The organism is Virgibacillus sp. FSP13, assembly GCF_054048505.1.
Window position 1 is genome coordinate 60,295 of sequence record NZ_JBSVKG010000004.1, and the last position, 20,797, is coordinate 81,091.

Annotated in this window: 22 protein-coding genes; 12 read left to right on the forward strand and 10 right to left on the reverse strand. The window is 37.1% G+C overall.

Annotated features, from left to right (window positions below; genetic code table 11):
- Positions 1-25 precede the first annotated feature (25 nt).
- Positions 26-1,747, reverse strand: a complete 1,722-nt coding sequence (locus ACW2QC_RS05320) for a sigma-54 interaction domain-containing protein (RefSeq protein ID WP_457542946.1) — start codon at positions 1,745-1,747, stop codon at positions 26-28.
- A 240-nt stretch (positions 1,748-1,987) separates the two neighbouring features.
- Between ACW2QC_RS05320 and ACW2QC_RS05325 the strand changes: the two genes are divergently transcribed.
- The 7 genes from ACW2QC_RS05325 (at position 1,988) to rpoN (ending at position 10,628) form a co-directional block, all read left to right on the forward strand.
- Positions 1,988-3,169 (forward strand): NAD(P)/FAD-dependent oxidoreductase, encoded by a 1,182-nt coding sequence (locus ACW2QC_RS05325; protein WP_457542947.1) that lies wholly within the window; start codon positions 1,988-1,990, stop codon positions 3,167-3,169.
- The gene (locus tag ACW2QC_RS05330; RefSeq protein WP_457542948.1) at positions 3,170-4,192 is read left to right on the forward strand and encodes a proline racemase family protein; all 1,023 of its coding nucleotides are present in this window, start codon (positions 3,170-3,172) and stop codon (positions 4,190-4,192) included. It begins immediately after the preceding gene.
- 15 nt (positions 4,193-4,207) lie between these two features.
- A complete protein-coding gene (locus tag ACW2QC_RS05335; protein WP_457542949.1) occupies positions 4,208-5,128 on the forward strand; it encodes a proline racemase family protein in 921 nt (306 codons plus the stop codon).
- Between the two features lie 83 nt (positions 5,129-5,211).
- A complete protein-coding gene (nhaC, locus tag ACW2QC_RS05340) occupies positions 5,212-6,633 on the forward strand; it encodes a Na+/H+ antiporter NhaC (protein ID WP_457542950.1) in 1,422 nt (473 codons plus the stop codon).
- A 26-nt stretch (positions 6,634-6,659) separates the two neighbouring features.
- Entirely contained in the window at positions 6,660-7,550 is an 891-nt protein-coding gene (gene dapA, locus ACW2QC_RS05345) for a 4-hydroxy-tetrahydrodipicolinate synthase (protein WP_457542951.1), read from the forward strand.
- Between the two features lie 109 nt (positions 7,551-7,659).
- Entirely contained in the window at positions 7,660-9,144 is a 1,485-nt protein-coding gene (locus tag ACW2QC_RS05350) for an aldehyde dehydrogenase family protein (protein ID WP_457542952.1), read from the forward strand.
- A gap of 173 nt (positions 9,145-9,317) precedes the next feature.
- The gene (rpoN, locus tag ACW2QC_RS05355) at positions 9,318-10,628 is read left to right on the forward strand and encodes an RNA polymerase factor sigma-54 (protein WP_457542953.1); all 1,311 of its coding nucleotides are present in this window, start codon (positions 9,318-9,320) and stop codon (positions 10,626-10,628) included.
- Positions 10,629-10,694: 66 nt separating this feature from the next.
- On the opposite strand, the gene ACW2QC_RS05360 is transcribed toward rpoN, so the two are convergent.
- Both ACW2QC_RS05360 and lepB read right to left on the reverse strand, forming a co-directional pair.
- Positions 10,695-10,847 carry a YjcZ family sporulation protein gene (locus ACW2QC_RS05360; protein WP_106497793.1) on the reverse strand — a complete coding sequence of 51 codons (153 nt, stop codon included), beginning with the start codon at positions 10,845-10,847 and terminating at the stop codon, positions 10,695-10,697.
- A 414-nt stretch (positions 10,848-11,261) separates the two neighbouring features.
- On the reverse strand, positions 11,262-11,786 hold the full coding sequence (gene lepB, locus ACW2QC_RS05365) for a signal peptidase I (RefSeq protein ID WP_457542954.1): 525 nt from the start codon (positions 11,784-11,786) through the stop codon (positions 11,262-11,264).
- Between the two features lie 166 nt (positions 11,787-11,952).
- On the opposite strand from lepB, the gene ACW2QC_RS05370 reads away from it, so the two are divergent.
- Together ACW2QC_RS05370 and ACW2QC_RS05375 are read left to right on the forward strand one after the other, a co-directional pair.
- Positions 11,953-12,126 carry a Spo0E family sporulation regulatory protein-aspartic acid phosphatase gene (locus ACW2QC_RS05370; RefSeq protein ID WP_457542955.1) on the forward strand — a complete coding sequence of 58 codons (174 nt, stop codon included), beginning with the start codon at positions 11,953-11,955 and terminating at the stop codon, positions 12,124-12,126.
- Between the two features lie 588 nt (positions 12,127-12,714).
- Positions 12,715-12,879 carry an FbpB family small basic protein gene (locus tag ACW2QC_RS05375; RefSeq protein ID WP_457542956.1) on the forward strand — a complete coding sequence of 55 codons (165 nt, stop codon included), beginning with the start codon at positions 12,715-12,717 and terminating at the stop codon, positions 12,877-12,879.
- 151 nt (positions 12,880-13,030) lie between these two features.
- Here ACW2QC_RS05375 and ACW2QC_RS05380 read toward each other — a convergent pair whose 3' ends face one another.
- Complete coding sequence (locus tag ACW2QC_RS05380; RefSeq protein ID WP_457542957.1) at positions 13,031-13,927, reverse strand: DMT family transporter; 897 nt, start codon at positions 13,925-13,927, stop codon at positions 13,031-13,033.
- A 413-nt stretch (positions 13,928-14,340) separates the two neighbouring features.
- Here ACW2QC_RS05380 and ACW2QC_RS05385 point away from each other — a divergent pair, with 413 nt between their 5' ends.
- Positions 14,341-14,673 carry a hypothetical protein gene (locus ACW2QC_RS05385; RefSeq protein ID WP_457542958.1) on the forward strand — a complete coding sequence of 111 codons (333 nt, stop codon included), beginning with the start codon at positions 14,341-14,343 and terminating at the stop codon, positions 14,671-14,673.
- Positions 14,674-14,702: 29 nt separating this feature from the next.
- Here ACW2QC_RS05385 and ACW2QC_RS05390 read toward each other — a convergent pair whose 3' ends face one another.
- The 6 genes from ACW2QC_RS05390 to trhA all read right to left on the reverse strand — a co-directional run bounded on the left by ACW2QC_RS05390 (position 14,703) and on the right by trhA (position 18,365).
- A complete protein-coding gene (locus ACW2QC_RS05390) occupies positions 14,703-14,918 on the reverse strand; it encodes a hypothetical protein (protein WP_457542959.1) in 216 nt (71 codons plus the stop codon).
- Positions 14,919-15,029: 111 nt separating this feature from the next.
- On the reverse strand, positions 15,030-15,509 hold the full coding sequence (locus ACW2QC_RS05395; protein ID WP_457542960.1) for a YkyB family protein: 480 nt from the start codon (positions 15,507-15,509) through the stop codon (positions 15,030-15,032).
- Between the two features lie 114 nt (positions 15,510-15,623).
- Complete coding sequence (locus ACW2QC_RS05400; protein WP_457542961.1) at positions 15,624-16,205, reverse strand: SCO family protein; 582 nt, start codon at positions 16,203-16,205, stop codon at positions 15,624-15,626.
- A gap of 129 nt (positions 16,206-16,334) precedes the next feature.
- Positions 16,335-16,571, reverse strand: coding sequence for a hypothetical protein (locus tag ACW2QC_RS05405; protein ID WP_457542962.1), 237 nt, complete (start codon positions 16,569-16,571; stop codon positions 16,335-16,337).
- A gap of 65 nt (positions 16,572-16,636) precedes the next feature.
- Positions 16,637-17,500, reverse strand: coding sequence for a metallophosphoesterase (locus ACW2QC_RS05410; RefSeq protein ID WP_457542963.1), 864 nt, complete (start codon positions 17,498-17,500; stop codon positions 16,637-16,639).
- Between the two features lie 229 nt (positions 17,501-17,729).
- Positions 17,730-18,365 carry a PAQR family membrane homeostasis protein TrhA gene (gene trhA / locus ACW2QC_RS05415; RefSeq protein WP_457542964.1) on the reverse strand — a complete coding sequence of 212 codons (636 nt, stop codon included), beginning with the start codon at positions 18,363-18,365 and terminating at the stop codon, positions 17,730-17,732.
- A 179-nt stretch (positions 18,366-18,544) separates the two neighbouring features.
- On the opposite strand from trhA, the gene cbpB reads away from it, so the two are divergent.
- Entirely contained in the window at positions 18,545-18,985 is a 441-nt protein-coding gene (gene cbpB / locus ACW2QC_RS05420) for a cyclic-di-AMP-binding protein CbpB (protein WP_457542965.1), read from the forward strand.
- A 179-nt stretch (positions 18,986-19,164) separates the two neighbouring features.
- Positions 19,165-20,655, forward strand: a complete 1,491-nt coding sequence (locus ACW2QC_RS05425; RefSeq protein ID WP_457542966.1) for an MDR family MFS transporter — start codon at positions 19,165-19,167, stop codon at positions 20,653-20,655.
- The last annotated feature ends 142 nt before the right edge of the window (positions 20,656-20,797 follow it).

Below are 20,797 nucleotides of genomic sequence, written 5' to 3' on the forward strand. Positions count from 1 at the left end.
CAAGAATAGTGCCAACATTTTCAGATTAGATCTTTAATCCTAATTTATTTATTCGATTGTAAAGTGTTGCCCTGGTGACTTGAAGATTTTTCGCGCATAATAATTTATTCCCGTCCACATTTTTTAATTCTTTAAGAATAATATCTTTTTCAAATTCTTGAAGCCGTTCCTGTAATGATCGATTATCATGTGCTGATAATGCAACAAGACTGCTATTGACTGTTTGTGATGTGTCTGTATCGAAAGGCAGATCATCTAGTTTGATTTTGCCATCTTCTGAAAAGACAACAAGCCGTTCGATGACATTTTTCAGTTCTCTGATGTTTCCTGGCCATTGATGTTGGAGAAGCGCTTGCATGACGGATTGTGATATGCCATGGATAGGTCGGTTATATTTTATAGAAATTTCGTGAAGGAAGTAATGTGTCAATTCAATAATATCTTCCAAGCGTTCTCTGAGTGGTGGGACTTCTATGCTTACGACATTTAGCCGATAATAAAGGTCTTGCCTGAATTTACCTTCCTTTACAAGTTCCCCTAGCTCACGGTTTGTTGCTGCAACTACTCGGAAATCTACTTTTATTTCCTTTGTTCCACCAACAGGATAAAACTTTTTTTCCTGAAGCAATCGCAATATTTTTACTTGCATGTCCAGTGGCATTTCACCGATTTCATCGAGAAATAATGTTCCACCTTTGGCAAGTTCAACTTTTCCTTTTTTTCCTTTTTGATCAGCGCCAGAAAATGCTCCTTTTTCATAACCGAAAATTTCGCTTTCGAACAATGCAGACGGAATTGCACCACAATTAATCGCAACGAATGGTGCTTGGTTGCCTTCTCGGATGGTGTGCACTGCTTTAGCAAAAAGTTCTTTTCCTACACCACTTTCTCCATGTATCAAAATATTGGTATCTGTTGCTGCTGCTTTTTTGATTTTGTTAATGGTTTTGTTTAAAACAGGGCTATTCCCTCTGATTTGGATAAATGGATCTTCTGTCGCTGTTAATTTATTTACTTCTCTTTCTAAATGAAATAATTTTTCGGAGGCATTGTATAATTCTTTATTTAACTTAATTTGACTGGTAATGTCGGTTTCTGACACAACAGCCCCGATAATTTTTTCCTTAAAGTATACTGGGTTTGAATTAATCAGTACGACCTGATTTTCCCTTGCTTTATGCTGGCTGTGGTGAACAGATGTCCCGTCTTTTAAGGCATTTAATATTTCCAACCGATCGGGGCTGAAAAAGTCTGTAATTTGTTTTCCGATGATATCCGCTTGTTTGACTGAAAAGATTTGTTCTGCGCCTTCTGTCCATGCAATTACATTTTTATTCTTATCAATTACGGTACACGATTCATCGATTGTAGCGAGAATTGTCGAAATGTAAGCCTGTAAATGTTGATAGGCTTTATACAAGTTAATACATAACCTCTGGGAGTTTAGGGAGCCAAGAATTTTTCCTTTACGATTTTTTACAATTAGGTGTTCATACATTGCCAACTTCTCAATAATATGATCGATTTTCGCGTCTGCTGAAATTTCCTCGCATAGAAAGTATGTGGTCTGATTCATCCTGTTAGAAAGTTTGATCCAGAAAATTGCATTGTCTCTAATTAGAAATACTGGTTTAGGATAGTTTGATTTAGCGACTGAGTCTATTTCATTTTCGGCCATTTCACTACTGTTTAACACGACAAACTGCGTGTCTAAAAATTCTTCGATACCAGGAAAAATTGAAATCACAAATCTCAAGCCTCCTTGATTGTATAAAAATATTTACATTTTAAAAATATTTTGACACATAAGGTTGACAAAATCAATGTTATTTCGAATATTTAATCAAATTATGTAGAGCAAAAATATAAATTTTTATTAAGAACTTAGCCTAGACTTCATTAAAGACGAGCAATATCTTAATTTGGCATAAAAGTTGCAATATGTATTATGAAAGGCTGGGTTCTTTTAAAAATGGGGGTGTTTTTAATGACTAATACCAATCATCGGGACATTGTTGTAATCGGTGGGGGCATTATGGGGGCAGCGATTTCCTACTTTTGCTCCAAAGCGGGATTAGATATAACGGTTCTGGAAAAAAAGGAATTGGCCAGTGGAACGTCATCTAGATGTGACGGAAATATTTTGGCGATCGACAAGGATCCTGGCTTTGACAGTCAAATGTCATTACAAAGTCAGCAATTGGTACATGAATTAGATAAAGAACTAGCGATGTCATTTGAATACCGTAATCCTGGCAGTATTCTTGTGTGTGAAAATGATGCGGAATTGGAAGCAGCACAAAAGTGGGTACATCAGCAACAAGAGGCAGGGCTTGATTTTAAGATGCTTGATAGGGAAGACCTGCGAAATGAATCCAACTATTTTGCGGATGATCTTTATGGCGGGTTAGAGTGTAAAACAGATTCAACCGTCAATCCATATATGCTAACGTACTCCATGTTTTACAGTGCACAGAAAAATGGTGCAAAAATACATACACATACAGAAGTGAAAAATATTGACAAAGATACATCTGGCCGATTTGTAATTAAAACCAATAAGGAAACATTCACTGCAAACAAAGTTGTCAATGCATGTGGGGTATGGGCCCCGTACATTGGCGAAATGCTTGATGTAGATATTCCGATTAAACCTAGAAAAGGACAATTAATTGTCGCCTCTAGACAACAGCCGGTGGGTCTTCGAAAAGTAATGGAATTTGGCTATCTCATTTCTAAGTTTGGTGGAGAACGGGTAGTAGATCCCGTAACAGAGAAATATGGTGTTGCATTAGTGTTTGAGCCTACCGAGAGTCAAAACTTTTTAATTGGAAGCAGCCGGGAGTTTAACGGATTTGATATAAACGTCAACCATGAAGTAACCAAATATATCGCGAAACGGGCGGTCAGATTTTACCCGAAAATGGCCGACATGACGGTTATTCGGACATATGCCGGTTTAAGGCCGTGGACAGAGGATCATCTTCCCATCATCTCCCATGTGGATGAAGTTCCGGGATTTTATGTAGCGGCGGGACATGAAGGGGATGGCATTAGTTTGGCAGCTATAACTGGGAAAGTAATTGAGGAACTGATCTCCGGAAGTGAAACATCGATACCAATGGAACCTTTGCGTCATGACAGATTTAAGGAGAGGGTGAGGAGTTAAATGAAGTTTCAACGACTGTTTACCACGATTGACACGCATACAGGTGGAAACCCGACAAGGACGGTTTTGAGCGGTTTACCAGAGTTGAAGGGTGACACCATGTCAGAAAAGATGCTTTATATGAAAGAGCATTATGATTGGATTCGTAAATTTTTGATGAATGAACCACGCGGCCATGATGTGATGTCAGGTGCCTTGATGGTAAATCCCTGTCATCCAGAAGCTGATGTCGGTGTTATTTATATTGAGACTGGTGGTTATTTGCCGATGTGTGGCCACGATACGATTGGTTTCTGCACAGCGCTTGTTGAAGCAGGGCTAATTGAAAAAAATGAACCATATACGATGATCAATTTGGATACACCGGCTGGTTTGGTAAAAGTCAAAGTCAAAGTGGAAGATGGAATAGCAAAGGAAGTAACGTTTCTAAATGTACCTTCATTTTTGTTAAAACAGGTTGAAATTGATGTGGAGGGCGTTGGTCATGTCGAATGTGATATTGCCTATGGTGGTAATTTTTATGGAATTATTGATGCGCGTAAACTAGGGCTGGATTTAACGACAGACAATGCTTCAACGATTATTGATCAAGCCATTACAATTCGGAATGCCATCAATGCAAAAGAAGAGGTAGTCCATCCGGAGCACCCATTTATTAACGGGTTGACACATATTGAATTTTATACAGATCCGGTGCATCCGGAGGCAAATCTCAAAAATACTGTTGTTGTTCCCCCTGGTGGAATTGATCGGTCTCCATGTGGAACAGGGACTTCCGCGAAATTGGCAACCATGTTTAGCAAAAATGAAATCGGTAAAGATGAACGATTCGTTTATGAAAGCATCGTTGGCACACTCTTTAAGGCGAAAATTCTAGAATTAACAACTATCAAGGATCGTGAAGCAGTAATCCCGGAAGTGACAGGTTCAGCCTGGATAATGGGGATGCATCGCTTCTTCTATAACGAAAAAGATCCATTAAAAGAAGGTTATTTACTTATTCCGCCGATGGAAGGCCATTAGGGAGGAGGTGCACAAATGAATGTTGAAAAAATGTTTACAACGATTGATACGCATGTAGCAGGTGAGGCATTTCGCATTATCGTGCATTCAGCCATTACATTAAACGAAAAAAATTTGGAATTGAACCAGGCGCTTATTGAGGAAAAATATATGCATGAAAAAGAATTATTGTTGAATGAACCTCGGGGACATCGTGGTATGAATGGCTGTATCGTCATTCCTTCGAACACGGCTGATTATGCTTGTGTCTTTGTGAATCATGATCGTGATGTGAAATTCAAGTATGCTGGACTGGTTGCAACGGTGACAGCCTTACTAGAAACAGGTAACTTGGTCAAAAAAGAAAATAACGTTTATGACATTGAAACGGTCAATGGTCTCCATTCGGTCTATGCAAGTTTTGAAAATCAAGAGGTTCGCAAAACTCGGATTGAAAGTGGTGCATGCCGGGTTGTTGAGACTTCCGATGATTACCAATCAGTAGAAATCGATCAATCGCGTCATTACCTGATTTATGATCCACCTGACACGATGGCAGGGATTGGGGTTGCGCATTTAGCTTCTATTAAGAAGTGGGGGTTGGAAACTGCAGCACAAATGAGAAGTAAGTCAATTTCATTTGACGGTATTGTCCTAACAGAACCTCTTGATACTAAAGGAAATAAGGTTCGCTCTGTCACGTTTGAAAAAGATGGAAGTATTTTACGGTCACCTGGTATGGATAGTACGTTTGCTATTTTGACAGCATTGTCGAGCGGGTCTAAGCCGTTAACAGAGCTTACCAATCACAGTATTTTTGATAGTAAGCTAACTGCCACATTAATCGAAGGAACGAACACCCGCTATTCTATTGAAACACAAGGTTTTATAACTGGCACACATCAATTTATTTATGATCAGGAAGACCCATTACGAAATGGATTTTTATTGAAATAAGTAAAGGAGGTTGTTTATAAGTGAATTTTTGAAAACGTTTGCTCAGTGGAAGGGAAGACCACGATAAAAAAGGAGAGTGAATAATGAGCGCAGAAAAAAGGTTACCGACGTTGGCAGAGGTACTATTTGTTCTAGTTAGTTTTATTGTCGTTATGTTTCTGTTTGTCGTACAGTTTGGCCTTCCAATTCAACTCGCATTGTTAACTACCTGGTTTATGATCATGCTGGTTGGGCTTCGGATTGGTTACACTTATGCTGAAATGCAGAAAGGTATTTTAAATGGTATTTATGATGGGTTAGAGGCTGTACTTGTTCTAATTTCGGTTGGTGCATTAATTGGTACATGGATAGCAGGTGGGGTCGTTCCAAGTATTATTTATTATGGGCTTTCAATTATTGACCCAAGTATATTTTTGATGGCAGCCTTTATTATTTGTGCCATCACGTCACTTGCCACTGGTACATCGTTTGGATCTGCTGGTACTGCTGGTATTGCCATGATGGGGATTGGAGTCAGCTTCGGCTTTCCAGTCGCATTGGTTGCTGGTGCTGTTATTTCTGGTTGTTATGTTGGGGATAAACTTTCACCATTGTCTGATACCACGGTTATGACTGCATCATTATCAAAAGTTAATTTAATTGAGCACATTAAATCGATGTTATTTGTAAGTGCACCTGCATTTATTATCGCAGGATTGTTGTTTCTCGGTACAGGGTTCTTTTTTCATAATGAAGATGGGGATATAAGTCAAGCAGAGGCTACGATGACATCATTAAGTGAGTATTTTAACATTTCTTGGTATATGTTGATCCCAGCTGCCATTGTCATTTTGATGCTTGCACTCAAAAAACCATCCATACCAGTTATTTTATTTGGTGCATTGCTTGGTTCTGTCTGGGCCTTTCTGTTCCAAGATGTTTCTGCGTTTGATGCTGTTAATAGCTTATATTCTGGCAACAATATTGAATCTGGCGTGGCGTTCATTGACAATCTATTAAATCGCGGTGGTATTGAATTCATGCTTGGTGTCATTGTATTAATTCTATTTGCCCTTGGAGTAGGTGGATTGATGGAAAGAATAGGTATTTTACAAGTCATTTGTAATACGATGCTAGCTTGGGCAAACAATGCTGGTAAAACCACATTAACAACGATGCTTTCTGGCTTTTTCGGTAATTTCTTTGGCGGTGCTGCGTATGTATCGATCATTACTGCTAGTAAGATCACCGAAGAAAATTACGATCGCTTAAATATTGATCGACGAATACTATCACGAAACACAGAAGCTGGTGGAACAGTTACAACACCAATGGTTCCATGGTCTGATGGCGGGGTATTTATGGCTGCAACACTTGGCGTATCAACCCTAACTTATCTACCTTTCCTTTGGTTTAACTTTTTGGTTATTGTTATATCACTGATATATGGTTTTGCGAATAAATTCATTTGGTACACGGAGGCTGAGGGAAACGGTCAAGACGCTAAGAAAGTAGTAAACTCGTAACTTTATAATCTAGGGAGGAATTTTACATGAAAAAATTAGAGGGAGCATTTCCAGTTCTTATTACGCCAATGAATCAAGATGGTGCTGTTAATTATAATGGATTAAAGCAGAATATCGAGCATTTTATTAGTGAGAATGTCGCAGGAATCGTTGTAAATGGAAGTACAGGGGAGTTTGTTAGTTTAACGAAGGAAGAAAAGTTTAATGTAGCACAAGTAGCAGTAGAACAAGTAAAAGGACGTATTCCACTTATCGTTGGTACTGCTGCAGAAACAACGGCAGATGCGGTGGAGTATACGAAACATGCTGAGGATGTTGGTGCTGATGCAGCATTACTAATTAATTCGTATTATGCGCATCCGAAAGATCATGAGATTTATGAACATTTTAAAAGCGTTGCGGAATCGGTAACTTTCCCAGTAATGATTTACAACAATCCGTTCACATCGGGAGTTGATATTGGTACAGAAACAATCTTGAACGTTGCGCGCGATGTAAAAAATATTACACATATTAAGGAATCAAGTGGAAAAATCCAAAAAGTTCGCGATATTACAAGACAAGGAGAAGGCTTTTTAAAAACATTCTGTGGATCGGATGATTTGGCCTTGGAGTCATTTCTAGTAGGTGCAACTGGATGGATTTCCGTAGCAGGAAACATAGCACCTCGGTTGGCTACTGATTTATTCAATAGTGTTCAAGAAGGCAGGCTTGACGTTGCATGGGAACTATATGATAGATTGCTTCCATTGTGCAACTTTATCGAGGGAACTGGAAAGTATGTACAAATCGTGAAAAGGGCAATGGATTTACAAGGGTTAGCAGGTGGACCGTCACGTAAACCACGTCTTCCATTGACAGAAGAAGAGGATCAAAAACTCCAGGAAATTTTAAATAACCTGCTTGTCACCGGATAAGAACCGTTCATTGTATCGATTCTAGAGAGAAATTAGCAGACAGTTAGACAATAGTCATTAAAGCAATACCCTGCTTAATGGAACTAAATAAGTAATGGGAGGAATAAGCATGATTACATTAGAAACTACGTTGAAGCCAAAGGTAAAGCATTTTTTAGAGGGGAAAAAAGAACTATATATTAATGGTGAATTTGTTCCAGCAATTAGCGGTAAAAAATTTGATGTGTATAATCCAGCTACAGAAGAAGTGCTTGCTCAGGTGAGTGAGGCACAAGAAGAGGATGTTGATAAAGCGGTAAAAGCTGCACGAAAAGCATTTGAGGATGGCGAATGGCCTAAATTGAGTACAGCAGAGCGTTCTCACTTGATTTACAAACTGGCTGATTTAATTGAACAGAACAGAGAAGAGCTTGCACAATTAGAAGCCTTGGATAATGGGAAGCAATATTCGGTTGCTTTAGAAGATGATATTGATGGCACTGCTGAGCATTTCCGTTATTATGCAGGTTGGGCAACAAAAGTTCTTGGCCAGACCGTTCCTATTTTTCATGATTATTTGAATTATACAAGACATGAACCAGTTGGTGTGATCGGTCAGATTATCCCATGGAATTTTCCGCTGTCAATGGCTTCTTGGAAATTAGGGGCAGCGTTGGCTACTGGTTGTACAATCGTGTTAAAACCGGCTGAACAAACACCACTTTCTTTGTTGTATGCAGCTACATTATTCAAGGATGCGGGATTCCCAGACGGAGTGGTCAATTTTGTGCCAGGTTTTGGTGAATCTGCTGGTGGTGCCATTGTCGACCATCAAGATATTGACAAAATTGCTTTTACAGGATCAACCACTGTTGGGAAAGAGATTATGCGAAAAGCAGCTGATACGGTCAAACATGTAACACTTGAGCTTGGTGGAAAATCACCTAATATTATTTTAGAGGATGCCAATGTTGACAAGGCAATTGAAGGTGCATTTGACGGTATTATGTACAATCACGGACAAAACTGTAGTGCAGGATCCCGTGTATTTGTTCACCGCAAACATTATGAACGAGTGGTTGAGGAACTAGCAAAACGTGCGGAAGCAGTGAAGCTAGGTAATGGACTGGATCCAGAAACGGATATGGGGCCACTTGTTTCAAAAGAACAGTATGACCGTGTCTTACATTATATTGAAAAAGGAAAAGAAGAAGGAGCTCGACTTGTTGCTGGCGGGGAAAAAGCTTTTAATAAAGGTTATTTTGTCAAGCCGACCGTGTTTGCAGATGTTGAGGATGATATGACAATTGCGAGAGAAGAAATTTTTGGACCAGTTGTAACCGTCTTTCCATTTGATACGACAGAAGAAGTTGTCAGACGAGCAAATGATAGTTTGTATGGTTTAGCTGCAGGTGTATGGACAGAAAATATTAAGACTGGTCACCAAGTAGCACATCGCTTAAAAGCTGGAACCGTTTGGATTAACGACTATAATCAAGAAAATCCTGCTGCTGCATTTGGTGGGTACAAACAGTCAGGTATTGGTCGTGAAATGGGGACATACGCGTTGGACAACTATACGGAAGTGAAAAGTGTTTGGGTTAATTTACAATAGAAGAAGATATACAATAACCGTTCTTTTTAAAAAGGGACGGTTATTTTTTAATCCTCAAGCAATTAATAAAATAAATTTTAAAAATTCATTATCCCATCGATTTTTTACTCGTTTCGTATTATACTAGTATGTAAGCGGATACAAATAAATGGTTATTGTAAGGAGGGACCAAATTGGAACTTATACTTCAACAAAGGCAAACGTTGAATCTTGTAATGACGACCGAACTAAGGCAGGCGATCCAGCTATTACAGTATTCAACATATGAATTATATCAGTTTATTCAGGAGCAGCAATTAGAAAATCCGTTAATCGAGTTGAAAGAAAATGTTCCCTATGCTCCCTATAATAAAACAAACCGTACGACTAAAACAGGACATACCTCATTTGACCCATTTGATTTTATCAAAAGTAATGAAATGGGTATGCGGGAAAACCTACTTGAACAAAAACAATTTCTTCCAATTACAGAAAAGGAGAAGAAGCTGTTACATTTTTTGATATTGAGTTTAGATGATAATGGGTATTTGCCATTAAGTACTGAGGTTATTGCAAATGAGACATCTTTCAATGAAGCAGAAATTAACAAAGGTATTACCCAACTTCAACAATTGGAACCAGTGGGCGTTGGTGCAAGAGATCTGCAAGAATGTTTACTCCTACAGGCAACAGCATATTTCCCTAAAGACTGTTTACTAGCATGTGTAATTAAAGATCATTTACAATTTTTAGCGGATAAAAAATGGAAGGAGATTACGAAACAGCTTGATATACCACTGGCGAAGGTGAAGGAAATTTATGATAAAATTCAATGTCTTGATCCAAGTCCATGCACAGATATATCAAATAGTAAGGCAGATTATTTAAATCCGGATATTATTGTAGAAAGTAAAGGAGATAATTTTGTTGCATATCTGAATGACAGTTATTTACCTGAAATTGGTTTAAACAGCCACTACACCGAATTTTTAAAGGAGAAGAATGAGGTGTCGAAATATATGCATGATCATTACAGAAAATACCAGTGGCTATTGAATAGTATTGAACAGCGTCGGTCAACTATTTTAAAGATCGTCCGTGTTCTGTTGAAAAAGCAACGTCATTTTTTCAGTAACGGACTTGCCGACCTTCAACCTTTAACATTAAAGGAAGTTGCTGATGAAATTAATATGCATGAATCAACAGTTAGTAGGGCCACAACCAATAAAGTGATTCAGACACCTAAAGGATCCTTTGACATTCGCTTGCTGTTTGCTACAAAACTGACGACAGATAATGGTGATGCAACTTCACAGGCGAAAGTCAAATTGCTGCTGAAGGATTTTGTTGACAAGGAAAATAAACAGAAGCCACTTTCCGATCAAAAAATAGCAGATTATTTAAAAGCAAAAAAAGGGATTAAGATTTCAAGAAGAACCGTTGCAAAATATCGAGAAGAACTAAAAATACCATCCTCCAGTAAGCGTAAGAGCATGGATGTATAGGCTTGGGAAATATGTAAACTAACAAAACGCTTGTGCTAATAGAATAGCACAAGCAGAAATTGTTAGTTAGCAATAAAATGCTGTCCCTACAATGATTAAAAGAATGAAAAGCACTACAATTAGCGCAAAATTGCTTCCGCCGCCGTAGCCACCATAGCCGGCGCCACCATAACCGTAGCCACCGCCGCAGCCGCAGCCGCCGCCAAATCCGTATGACATATCATTTCACCTCCTAGGGCGTTTACAGTTATTCTATGTAGGGATTCGTAAAATGTATAGACGTTTTCATCAGATGGGATAATAAATATGTTTATTTCATTTTGGAAAATTGATATGATATAATAATGAAAGGTGTTGTAAACAAAAGTTAATTGGTTAAAAACGTTTTGCTATTGTAAAATACATAGAGGGGGTACATGCTCATGTGGGAAACAGTATTTGGAATTATTTGCCTCGTACTCGTACTACTTAATATTGGATACTGCATTTTTGATAATGAGTAATAACATTTTTAAAGGGCAAGACAAGTTTATTTTGTCTGCCCCCTTTAAGATGTTCAAAAACTATGATAAGACAAACGCTTCTCGCACTTTACGGTTCTGTAACCTTCTTGTACGCACGCTCTTCTTAAATTCATCTAGTCATTGACCATTTATCAAATGGATAGATGATAATTTCTGACCTGCCGATGATATTATCTTCATTAATAAATCCCAATCCATTTCGACTATCTTTACTTATTGCGCGATTATCACCCATCACAAAATAATTATTTTCCGGTACTTGAACTGGTCCGAAGTTGCCAGTATGATTAATTGCATCCTCACTAACAAATGTTTTGTTATATTTTTGACCATCAATATATAGTTGGTGACCTTGCATTTCTATAGTTTCACCTGGTAATGCAATGACCCGTTTCACATAATTTTTAATGGGACGTTGAATAATGACGATATCTCCGCGTTCAGGCTCGTCAAATAAATAAACAAATTTATTAAAAATGACGCGCTCGCCGTCTTCCAGAGTAGGTACCATGCTTTCTCCTTCGACAATGGAAGTAGCAAACACAAATGTTTTTAAAAAGAAAGCAAGTAAAATTGCAATAAAAATGGCTTTACCCCATTCTATCCATTCATTTTTCTTTTTGGTTTCGGCCAATAGAAACATCCTTTCTACGTTGCACATCCATAATCAATGTTAACATAACGCTCCAAAAGAGACGAGAAATAAATATCAAAAAGGATAGTTAGACTTGTCAATATTTGCTTAACTATGCTAAAGTTAAGAAGTTGGTCTATTCTAAAGGAGGTACGGACAAGCTAAAATGTGTAATACAGACAAACTGTTAGAACAAATTGAATTTTTACGAAACCAAATGACTGAGATTGCCTTCCAAAAAGGATTTACTAGCTTAGAATCAATAACGATCAGTCAAGAATTGGATAAACTTTTAAATTTATATGAGCAGCAAAAGCAAATTGAGAAAGTTAAATTATAGTAATGGATAACACGTTACAAAATGATTGCAATTATATTTGTGCCGGTAGCAAGAGGGCATTAGACAATCATAAGCGTAAAGAAAGCCACATGTATCCTTCACCTAAGTATAAATGAAATCCCCTGGTACTGAAGTAACTTTCCCTTGCCGGACTAATGAATTCCTAACTCAAAAGAGCTTATCGTTATTAGAAAAAGCAGATCGCCCTATCAAGCTTAATTTCTCATAAACATGATTACGTCTTTTTCGATATTGAGCTCGCATGTCTTGTGAGTCGTTTATACCAATGTTAACGCGCTTTAAATGTGGCATATTGACTAAGAATGAGGCGTAGGATACGGACTTTCAGCATGTGTTATACAGCTATTGAAATGCAAGAGCATAGCCAATTTGAAAACTAGTCATAGCGTATGATTTTGACAAGCCATAATTGTTTTTTCTCGTGTTAGAGAAAATTGCTATCGAAACGTAATGACAAATCGTAGCCATATTTCTTCACAAAATGTTCAAATAATTTTCAAATAATTTCGATTAATATTGCGACAAATAGGGTATACTATATATAACAAGGATAAAGGAGTGTAACATATGCGTCCCAAAATACAGACTTTTGAACAGCTAGTAAAGCAAAATAGACAAGAGCTGATGCAAGATGAAAAAAGTTTAAATCAGATTGAAAAACGTTTAGAGAAAAAGCAAGTAAAGCTAGTTTCAGCTAAACAAAAACGATTACTCAATGATAACATAATTTGATTAAAAAACGTTAAAAACAGGCTGTTCCTTAAAGTTACTCCCGTACTGTGGAATAGGGTGTCAAACTTAAGGAACAGCCTGTTTTCTTTCTATCATAAATGGAAAATCTTTATTCATCTTGTTGCAAAACCGCAGAAAAAGCCGAGAATATCTATGCCTTTACTCTGGTCTTGTTTGGTTTAGTATATACCTGAATTAATATGACGGCACCAAGAATACATGCCATACCAATCATCTGAAAAAACGTGAACGCCTCATGAAATATAAATACACCAATTAATGTAGCTACAACAGGTTCAATGGTTGTTAAAATCGATGCTTTAGATGCTTCTGTTTGATTCAATCCATATGTATAAATAATATAAGCTATTGCAGTCGGTAGGAAGCCTAAACCAAATGCATAGAGCAATACGGATGGTTGAAGTAATAAGTGAAACTTCTCACTGTATGGAAAAAATGGTAACAATGTGATGCTTGCAATTAAAAATGTATAGGTGGTTATACTTAAGCTTGTGTATTTCTTTAAAGCGAACTTACTGAAAATGCTATATAAGGCATATCCGATACCTGATCCAACTCCAAATAACAAGCTACTTAATTTTAAAGAAGCAACACTTATTGGGATTAACCCGACAACAAAACATGTACCCAATAGTGTAATGAATAATGCAATCAGTTTTACCCTTGTAAAAGGCTCTTTAAATAATAGGAATGACAAAATGGATACAAAAGCAGGCGCAGTATAAAGTAATGCTGTCGCAACAGGTATAGTTGATAAATCGATAGCTGTGAACATACAGTAATTGAAAAAAATGATACTTAAAATGCCCGTGCCAATAAAGTATTTAAGGTCATAAATGGATTGTAATTTTAACTTCCTTGGTGCTTTAATTATCATGTAGAGAAAAAGGATGATTGCCGTTGACCATACGCGTAATGTGACTACTTCCATTGGTGTGAAACCGTATGTGTATAAATGTTTGACATACCAGCCAATTGTCCCCCAAAGTGCAGCCCCGAAGATAATGTAAATAAATGCTTTATTCAAACGGCATTCTCCCTTCAAGAGGTTGTTCAAAAAGTCCGGTAAAAATGACACATCGAATTTCTTCGTTGGCAAGACTCACCGTTCCTCACGGGCTAAGGAACTTCTGCTAAAACCGCCCACGTCCTGTGGGCAACGCAGAAGTCACCACATCCTATGGAAGCCCGTTCCGGTACTCAAAGCCACGCCGCCTTGAACTTTCGACGCACAGGACGTGCTAGTGTCGGCGTTGCTGGCAGGACGCCAGCGGTTTTAGTCGACGCGGTCCTTTTTATCCTCCTTTTTGAACACGCTTCAACCTAAAATAAAATTGCTCATTAATTATAGCAAATAATCTGTATTTTTTTAATATAAAAGGTATAACGCTGTGTTTGTTCGTTAAAACTGATTTATAAAAGTAGAAAGGACTTATGGGGATGTTATATACAACTTTCGATTGGATTCATATAAACCAGCTCATTTCACTTGGGTTAACAAAAGATCAGTTTTATTTCATTTTATTTTTCATCGTTATTTTTGTTGGTTATTATATTTTACATCCAATCATTCATTGGTTTGTCACATTACAATCTACAAAAATATTGAGTTATCTTATTACCAGTTTGATTGTTTTATTATGTATGTTCGCATTTGGCATCCATCAATTGGTAAAAATTGCACTTCAAAGTTTAGCGGTATTTGGCGGTGTTTTATTTTTACTACGGATCTTTCATGGAGTTTTTAAAAAGGGGAATAAAAAGAGCGCATGAACCATTTGTTCACACGCTGGTAGGCTTTATTATTTCTCGTTATTACTAAGTCCGCTTTGCATGGACCCTAACCAACGAAAAACGAGTTTATCTTGTGTGAGTGGCGATAAATGGGCGTCTGGTGTATGTTGCATCACTAACTTCTGTTCATTGTCTGGCAGTTTTTCGTATTTATCTTTTAATATATGAGTTTGATCAGCGTAGTTTTTTAACTCATACAAAAAATCCTTTAGCTCTGTCGTCATTTAAAAACCTCCCTTTATTTGTTCATTCCTCATGTTAAAAGTTTTAAAACATTAAAAAGCGCACGTTCTTTTTATGTACATGCGCTTGACCCTCCTACAAAGAGCTAGTTTTTAAAAATGACGATACGTTTTTTTAGGTGGCCATTCCATTTTCCCGAGAGATGATGGGGTATAATAGGAAGAGGTATACTGTTTTCTTCGCATTGGCTTTGACTCATTTCTGGGTTTCCAATCGATATAACGATAGATTACTTTTTTTGCTTGTGATAATGACATTTTCGTTCGTGGGTTTCGAAAATCTTGATCAAGTTCACCTAAATGTTCAAGTTCTTTGAAGTCTTGCTTTTCCGGGGGTATATGAAAATAGTAATTGTCCACTTTCACAAGCAGTGTTGAGTGCTGGTTACTGAATTTTGGGTGATCGGAAAAGTGGAGTCCGATTTTTATAGCTTGTTTTTCTTTTAACAAACGTTTAATCGTCTCTTTCTTGATAAAATATAAATGTTGTGGTTCTGGAGCAGTTTTGGCATGACGGTTTATCGTGTAAATTGCTTTAGCAAGCTCACCTAATGGAATTGATTTATCATCCATTATTTTCCCTCCTTTCATAGCTTGTCTTTATCGTACAGGAAAGCCTGTCCATTTTCAAGAACGAATTGTCTAAAAAAATAAAACGGAGCAGTAAGTATACAGCTCCGTTAAAAACTATTGCATATCTTTTATATCCTGAACGATTTTCTTCATATCGCCAGGCTTTCTTCCATCATATCGTTTAATTGCATTTCCTTCGGGTGATACAAGGTAAAAACTAGTTGCATGCATGAATTGGTCTGAATCAGGAACTTTTTCTAAGGCAGATTTAAATGATTTAATGGAAAATTCTTTGATCGTATCAAAATCGTATCCTGTAAATAGATGCCAATTATCTAGGTTTGTCGCACCACGCGATTTGGCAAACTCTGTCAGTGCCTCAGGGGTGTCCCTTTTTGGATCAACACTGAAGGAAGCTAACTGTACATCGTCAAGACCAGCATCGTTTAACTGATTTTGTAATCGAACCATATTGGAAGTCATTGGTGGACAGACAGTTTCACAATTTGTGAACACAAAATCTGCTACCCAGAACGAACCTGCGAAATCGTCTTTACTAATCTTTTCGCCAGTTTGGTCCGTAAATGTAAAATCCTTTACTTTATAAGAAAAATCACCCTCATATTCCTCTCCACAAGCACTTAGAATAATTATGAATAAGGCAAATGGCACTATTAATTTTAATTTTCTCAGCATATGTATAGCCTCCATGTTAACGAAATCGTATTTAGTGTAGCATGTTTTTATGTAAAAAACTATGGATAAAGTGTTACGAAATTTTCACTAAAAAAGGTTTGATCCTTTTTCTAGATCAAACCTTTTAGTTTAATAGTAGCCTTTATATAAATATGGATTGTACCCATATCCATACGGGTACGGTTGGTACGGAGGTGGATACGGATATGGATAATAATAGCCACCAGGATGTAGTGCCCCATATAAGAATGGTCCAAAAGCCAGACCAGTTAGAAAGGGCAAGACGGGAAAAGCTCGGTTCTCCGTATCTGGTTGTGCTGGATACCTGTACTGGTTTTGATTAACATGGCTAACCGGATAGTTCAATGAAATCTCCCTTTCCTAAACATCTCTCTGGTAGTATATGCAACGATTTGAAAAGGGAGCATGTATTAAGTAGATCCAGCTGAATTTCTTAGAGTAAATGTATGAAATTCTGGTTTACATAAAAAGCGATACGGCAGTCTTGTTGTACCAATTCCTCTGCTAACATACAATGTTAGGTTTTTATTATTGAGCAAGTATTTTCCTTGGACATATTTTTCAGCATATGCTGGTGTGTATAGGTGACCAATAAAAGGAAATCGAACTTGTCCGCCATGACTGTGACCAGAAAGTTGTACATCAACAGGGAAATTAGCTGTTGTGTCTGCAAAATCCGGTTCATGAGCAAGTAAAATGGTAAATTGATTAGGATTTGATTGTTTTAATGTTTTCTTTAGATCGGGTTTTCCAAGCATGAGATCATCAAGACCTGCTAGGATAATTTCATGATTGTCTTTTTTGATTGTGACATGTTGATTTTTCAATAGTTGAAAGTTGGCCTGATCCATTGTTTTTTTGACAATATTTGTACCATATCCACCGTGATCATGGTTGCCATAAATCCAATACTTACCATGTGTAGCCGTTAATGAACGAAGTATTTCAGTAAGTTTATTATTCCACTTGTATGTATCCGGTTTATCAACAAGATCACCAGTAAAGACAATTAAATCAGGTTTCTGTTTGTTTATTTTTTCGACTAGTTCTTTTAGTTGTTCGAGTGAATAGTGAAACCCGACATGTGTATCGGAAAACTGGACAATTTTGAAGTTGCTGAAAGTGTTTGGGATTTTTGTAGAAGAAATTATCTCTTCGTTTATTTGAAGCATCCGTGGTTCAACATCACGCGCATAATAGTACGTTCCACCGCCTATTCCGAGTAATGCTAGTGTACTGCCAATTATCTTTTTCAAAAACGATCTTCTATTCATAAGGGGTCAAACCTTTCTTTCATAAAAAAGCATTATAATACTTTATTATAGCATGGAAAAGACGGGAGTTTATATAGAAAATACCTTTGTCTTATTCATTAAAATTATCTGTTAACTTTTGACTTTTCAATCCAAAAGCAATAAGATAGTTAGTAAGAGATAAAACGCTTACAAGGGGAGTGTGAAATAAAAAAAGCGTGTTATCTAGGCGATAGTAACACGCTTTTTTCTAAATTACGTAATAAAATATTGAGAAGAAATGAAAGGCAGATCCAGCAATGACGAAAAGATGCCATACTGCATGGTGATAAGGAAAACTGCGCCACACGTAGAAAATTGCTCCAACAGTATAGAATAAACCTCCTACAATTAACAAAAGAATCCCGTTTTCATCCATGATAGCGGTAAGCGGCCCCCAAACAAGCACGATTAGCCATCCCATTAAAATGTAAAATAACGTTGATAAAACAAGGAATTTTTTTACGAAAAATATTTTAAATATAATTCCTAATATGGCGATTCCCCAAACCGTTCCAAATAAAATCCAGCCTATTTCACTTCTAAGATGAACAAGCAAAAGTGGTGTATATGTTCCAGCAATGAATAAATAAATGGATGAATGATCAAATATTTGAAAAATGTCCTTCCATTTTCCATCAGGCAAACTATGGACAATCGTTGATGTTGCATACATGAACAGCATTGTAACACCAAAAATAGTTACGGATACGATTTGCCATGGACTGCCATTTAATGATGCGTTTACGATTAATAATACTAACCCTGCAATGCTTAATAATACCCCGATACCATGTGTAACAGCATGGGCAATTTCTTCCTGTTTCGTATATGTGTGCGTAGTCATGAATTGTTCTCCAATCTGTCTGTTTATGACCTTTTTATTATTATACTACGTTATGCAGCTTTTATAAAATGGTTATCTAAGTAAGGTTAAACATGTTTCTACACGTAAATTATGGTAAAATGAGGTTGTCGATAAAAAGTTTTCTCCTTATTTTTTATCATGTAAAGGAGTGTTTATGTATGAGTACTACACAAGATAAATTATTGACTGATATTGTTATTGGTGACGTAATGATTCCTTCTGAAAAAGTAGCACATGTGCAAGTAAATAATCCTTTAGAACACGCACTGTTGGTGTTAGTAAAATCAGGTTATTCAGCAGTACCTGTTTTAGATATTGATTATAAACTAGTCGGTACTGTAGGCAAAACAATTATATTAAATCAAATTTTAGGGCTGGAACGGTTTGAATTTGAAAAGCTTTCTGATATGCAGGTGCATGAAGTGATGAATGTTGACATTCCGCGTTTAACGAAGGAAAAAAGCTTTATTGATGGTTTAAATACAGTAATTAATTATCCGTTTGTCTGTGTTTCAGATAATGAAGGTTTCTTTGACGGTATTGTCACAAGACGAGCGATCCTTAAACAATTGAAACGTGATTTATATACAAGAAAATAGCTTAGTAAAGCCCGTTTTGCTTGAAGGTGAGACGGGTTTACAATGTATATTTACTACCATACCATTAGGTAAACCAAAGTTCGCTTGGGATAGTTTGATTTTTTTGCATTTAATACAGGCTGATTAAAGACTTGGGACTAATATATTTTCTTTAGAATTGTTGTAAAGCTGGGATTAGAATGGGACACCAGAATGGGAAAACTAAAAATCTTAAACGACCATTTATTTTAGCATCTGTTATGTTAGGAATGTTTTTAGCAGCGATTGAGGCAACAATTGTTGCAACTGCTATGCCAAGTATCGTTGCAGATCTAGGAGGATTTTCTTTATATAGCTGGGTATTTTCAGCGTATTTATTAACAAATGCTGCCACTGTATTAATCTTTGGCAAATTATCCGATATATTTGGCCGGAAGCCAATTTTTGTTATTGGTGTTGTTATTTTTTTAACTGGCTCAACTCTTTCTGGGTTCAGTACATCAATGGTGATGTTAATTGTTGCTAGATTTATTCAGGGGTTTGGTGCTGGAGCGTTAATGCCGATTGCGACAACGATTGTTGGAGACATTTACAACAAAGAGGAGCGAGCAAAAATACAGGGTTATTTATCTAGCGTTTGGGGAATATCTGCTGTTACTGGTCCACTGTTAGGCGGCTTTTTTGTTGACGTCTTAAGCTGGCGATTTGTTTTTTTGATGAACATTCCACTTGGCTTACTCGCGATGTTCGGTATTATTTACTTTTTGCAAGAAGATATGGAAAAACAAAAACGATCAATTGATTATGCTGGATCTGTTTGGATTGTAATCGCTGTTAGTTCACTGATGTTTATCTTAGTTGAAGGCGGAATTAACATTGCATGGAATTCTCCCACAATGTATGGTTTAATTGGCATTTCCGCTATCGGGTTTTTGTTGTTTGTTTTTCAGGAAAGACAAGCAGTTGATCCAATGATGCCATTTAAAATATGGAAATTTCGCATCATTAGTGTGGCTAATTTGACGTCACTTACTACGGGGATGATCCTGATAGGAGTTTCCAGTTATTTACCAGCTTTTGTCCAGGGGGTGATGGGGGAATCCGCGACTGTTGCAGGATTTACGCTGACGACGATGTCAATAGGCTGGCCAATTGCCTCCACAATAGCTGGAAGACTTTTATTAGTGATTGGGTACCGGAATACATCTATAATTGGTGGTGTTTCTTTAGTAGTTGGTGGCACTCTGTTTTTCCTGTTATCCCCAGATAAAGGCCCTATTTGGGCTGGAACAGGTTCATTTTTCATTGGAGTTGGTATGGGTTTAACGAGTACATCGTTTATTGTAGGAATACAAAGTACAGTTGGCTGGGAAACACGTGGTATTGCAACTGCAGCCAACATGTTTATGCGTACACTCGGCAGTGCCTTAGGAGCAGCATTTCTAGGTGGTTTATTAAATGGTCAAATAAAATCATATATTGAAAAGAAAGGATTATCAGATCATATTTCAGTAGATGCAGCCAACAATTTGTTAGAACATGGTCAAAATAATTCATTTTCTGAAAAAACAAATACAATTTTACAAGCAGGTTTAACTACTGGTTTACATATCGTATACACGGGATTACTTCTGTTGGCGATCATTAGTTTGTTATTGCTCTTTTTTATGCCGAAGAAAAAGGATGAATAGCTGATGCTACAAGGGTTTGAGATAGATCGCCAGCTCGATGCTAAGTACAATCGGTTGTGAAAACATGTAGCAGATTGGCTCTAACAGAAGTATAGCTTTTTCGTTTTTGGAAAAACTACGAAAGAATATTTTTTCCATGTAG

Excerpts from the sequence above, each read along its gene's own strand:
- ACW2QC_RS05325 (WP_457542947.1), top strand. The coding sequence starts at position 1,988 with ATGACTAATACCAATCATCGGGACATTGTTGTAATCGGTGGGGGCATT.
- ACW2QC_RS05330 (WP_457542948.1), top strand. The coding sequence starts at position 3,170 with ATGAAGTTTCAACGACTGTTTACCACGATTGACACGCATACAGGTGGA.
- ACW2QC_RS05335 (WP_457542949.1), top strand. The coding sequence starts at position 4,208 with ATGAATGTTGAAAAAATGTTTACAACGATTGATACGCATGTAGCAGGT.
- nhaC (WP_457542950.1), top strand. The coding sequence starts at position 5,212 with ATGAGCGCAGAAAAAAGGTTACCGACGTTGGCAGAGGTACTATTTGTT.
- dapA (WP_457542951.1), top strand. The coding sequence starts at position 6,660 with ATGAAAAAATTAGAGGGAGCATTTCCAGTTCTTATTACGCCAATGAAT.
- ACW2QC_RS05350 (WP_457542952.1), top strand. The coding sequence starts at position 7,660 with ATGATTACATTAGAAACTACGTTGAAGCCAAAGGTAAAGCATTTTTTA.
- ACW2QC_RS05360 (WP_106497793.1), bottom strand. The coding sequence starts at position 10,847 with ATGTCATACGGATTTGGCGGCGGCTGCGGCTGCGGCGGTGGCTACGGT.
- ACW2QC_RS05370 (WP_457542955.1), top strand. The coding sequence starts at position 11,953 with ATGTGTAATACAGACAAACTGTTAGAACAAATTGAATTTTTACGAAAC.
- ACW2QC_RS05375 (WP_457542956.1), top strand. The coding sequence starts at position 12,715 with ATGCGTCCCAAAATACAGACTTTTGAACAGCTAGTAAAGCAAAATAGA.
- ACW2QC_RS05385 (WP_457542958.1), top strand. The coding sequence starts at position 14,341 with ATGTTATATACAACTTTCGATTGGATTCATATAAACCAGCTCATTTCA.
- ACW2QC_RS05390 (WP_457542959.1), bottom strand. The coding sequence starts at position 14,918 with ATGACGACAGAGCTAAAGGATTTTTTGTATGAGTTAAAAAACTACGCT.
- ACW2QC_RS05395 (WP_457542960.1), bottom strand. The coding sequence starts at position 15,509 with ATGGATGATAAATCAATTCCATTAGGTGAGCTTGCTAAAGCAATTTAC.
- ACW2QC_RS05400 (WP_457542961.1), bottom strand. The coding sequence starts at position 16,205 with ATGCTGAGAAAATTAAAATTAATAGTGCCATTTGCCTTATTCATAATT.
- ACW2QC_RS05410 (WP_457542963.1), bottom strand. The coding sequence starts at position 17,500 with ATGAATAGAAGATCGTTTTTGAAAAAGATAATTGGCAGTACACTAGCA.
- trhA (WP_457542964.1), bottom strand. The coding sequence starts at position 18,365 with ATGACTACGCACACATATACGAAACAGGAAGAAATTGCCCATGCTGTT.
- cbpB (WP_457542965.1), top strand. The coding sequence starts at position 18,545 with ATGAGTACTACACAAGATAAATTATTGACTGATATTGTTATTGGTGAC.
- ACW2QC_RS05425 (WP_457542966.1), top strand. The coding sequence starts at position 19,165 with ATGGGACACCAGAATGGGAAAACTAAAAATCTTAAACGACCATTTATT.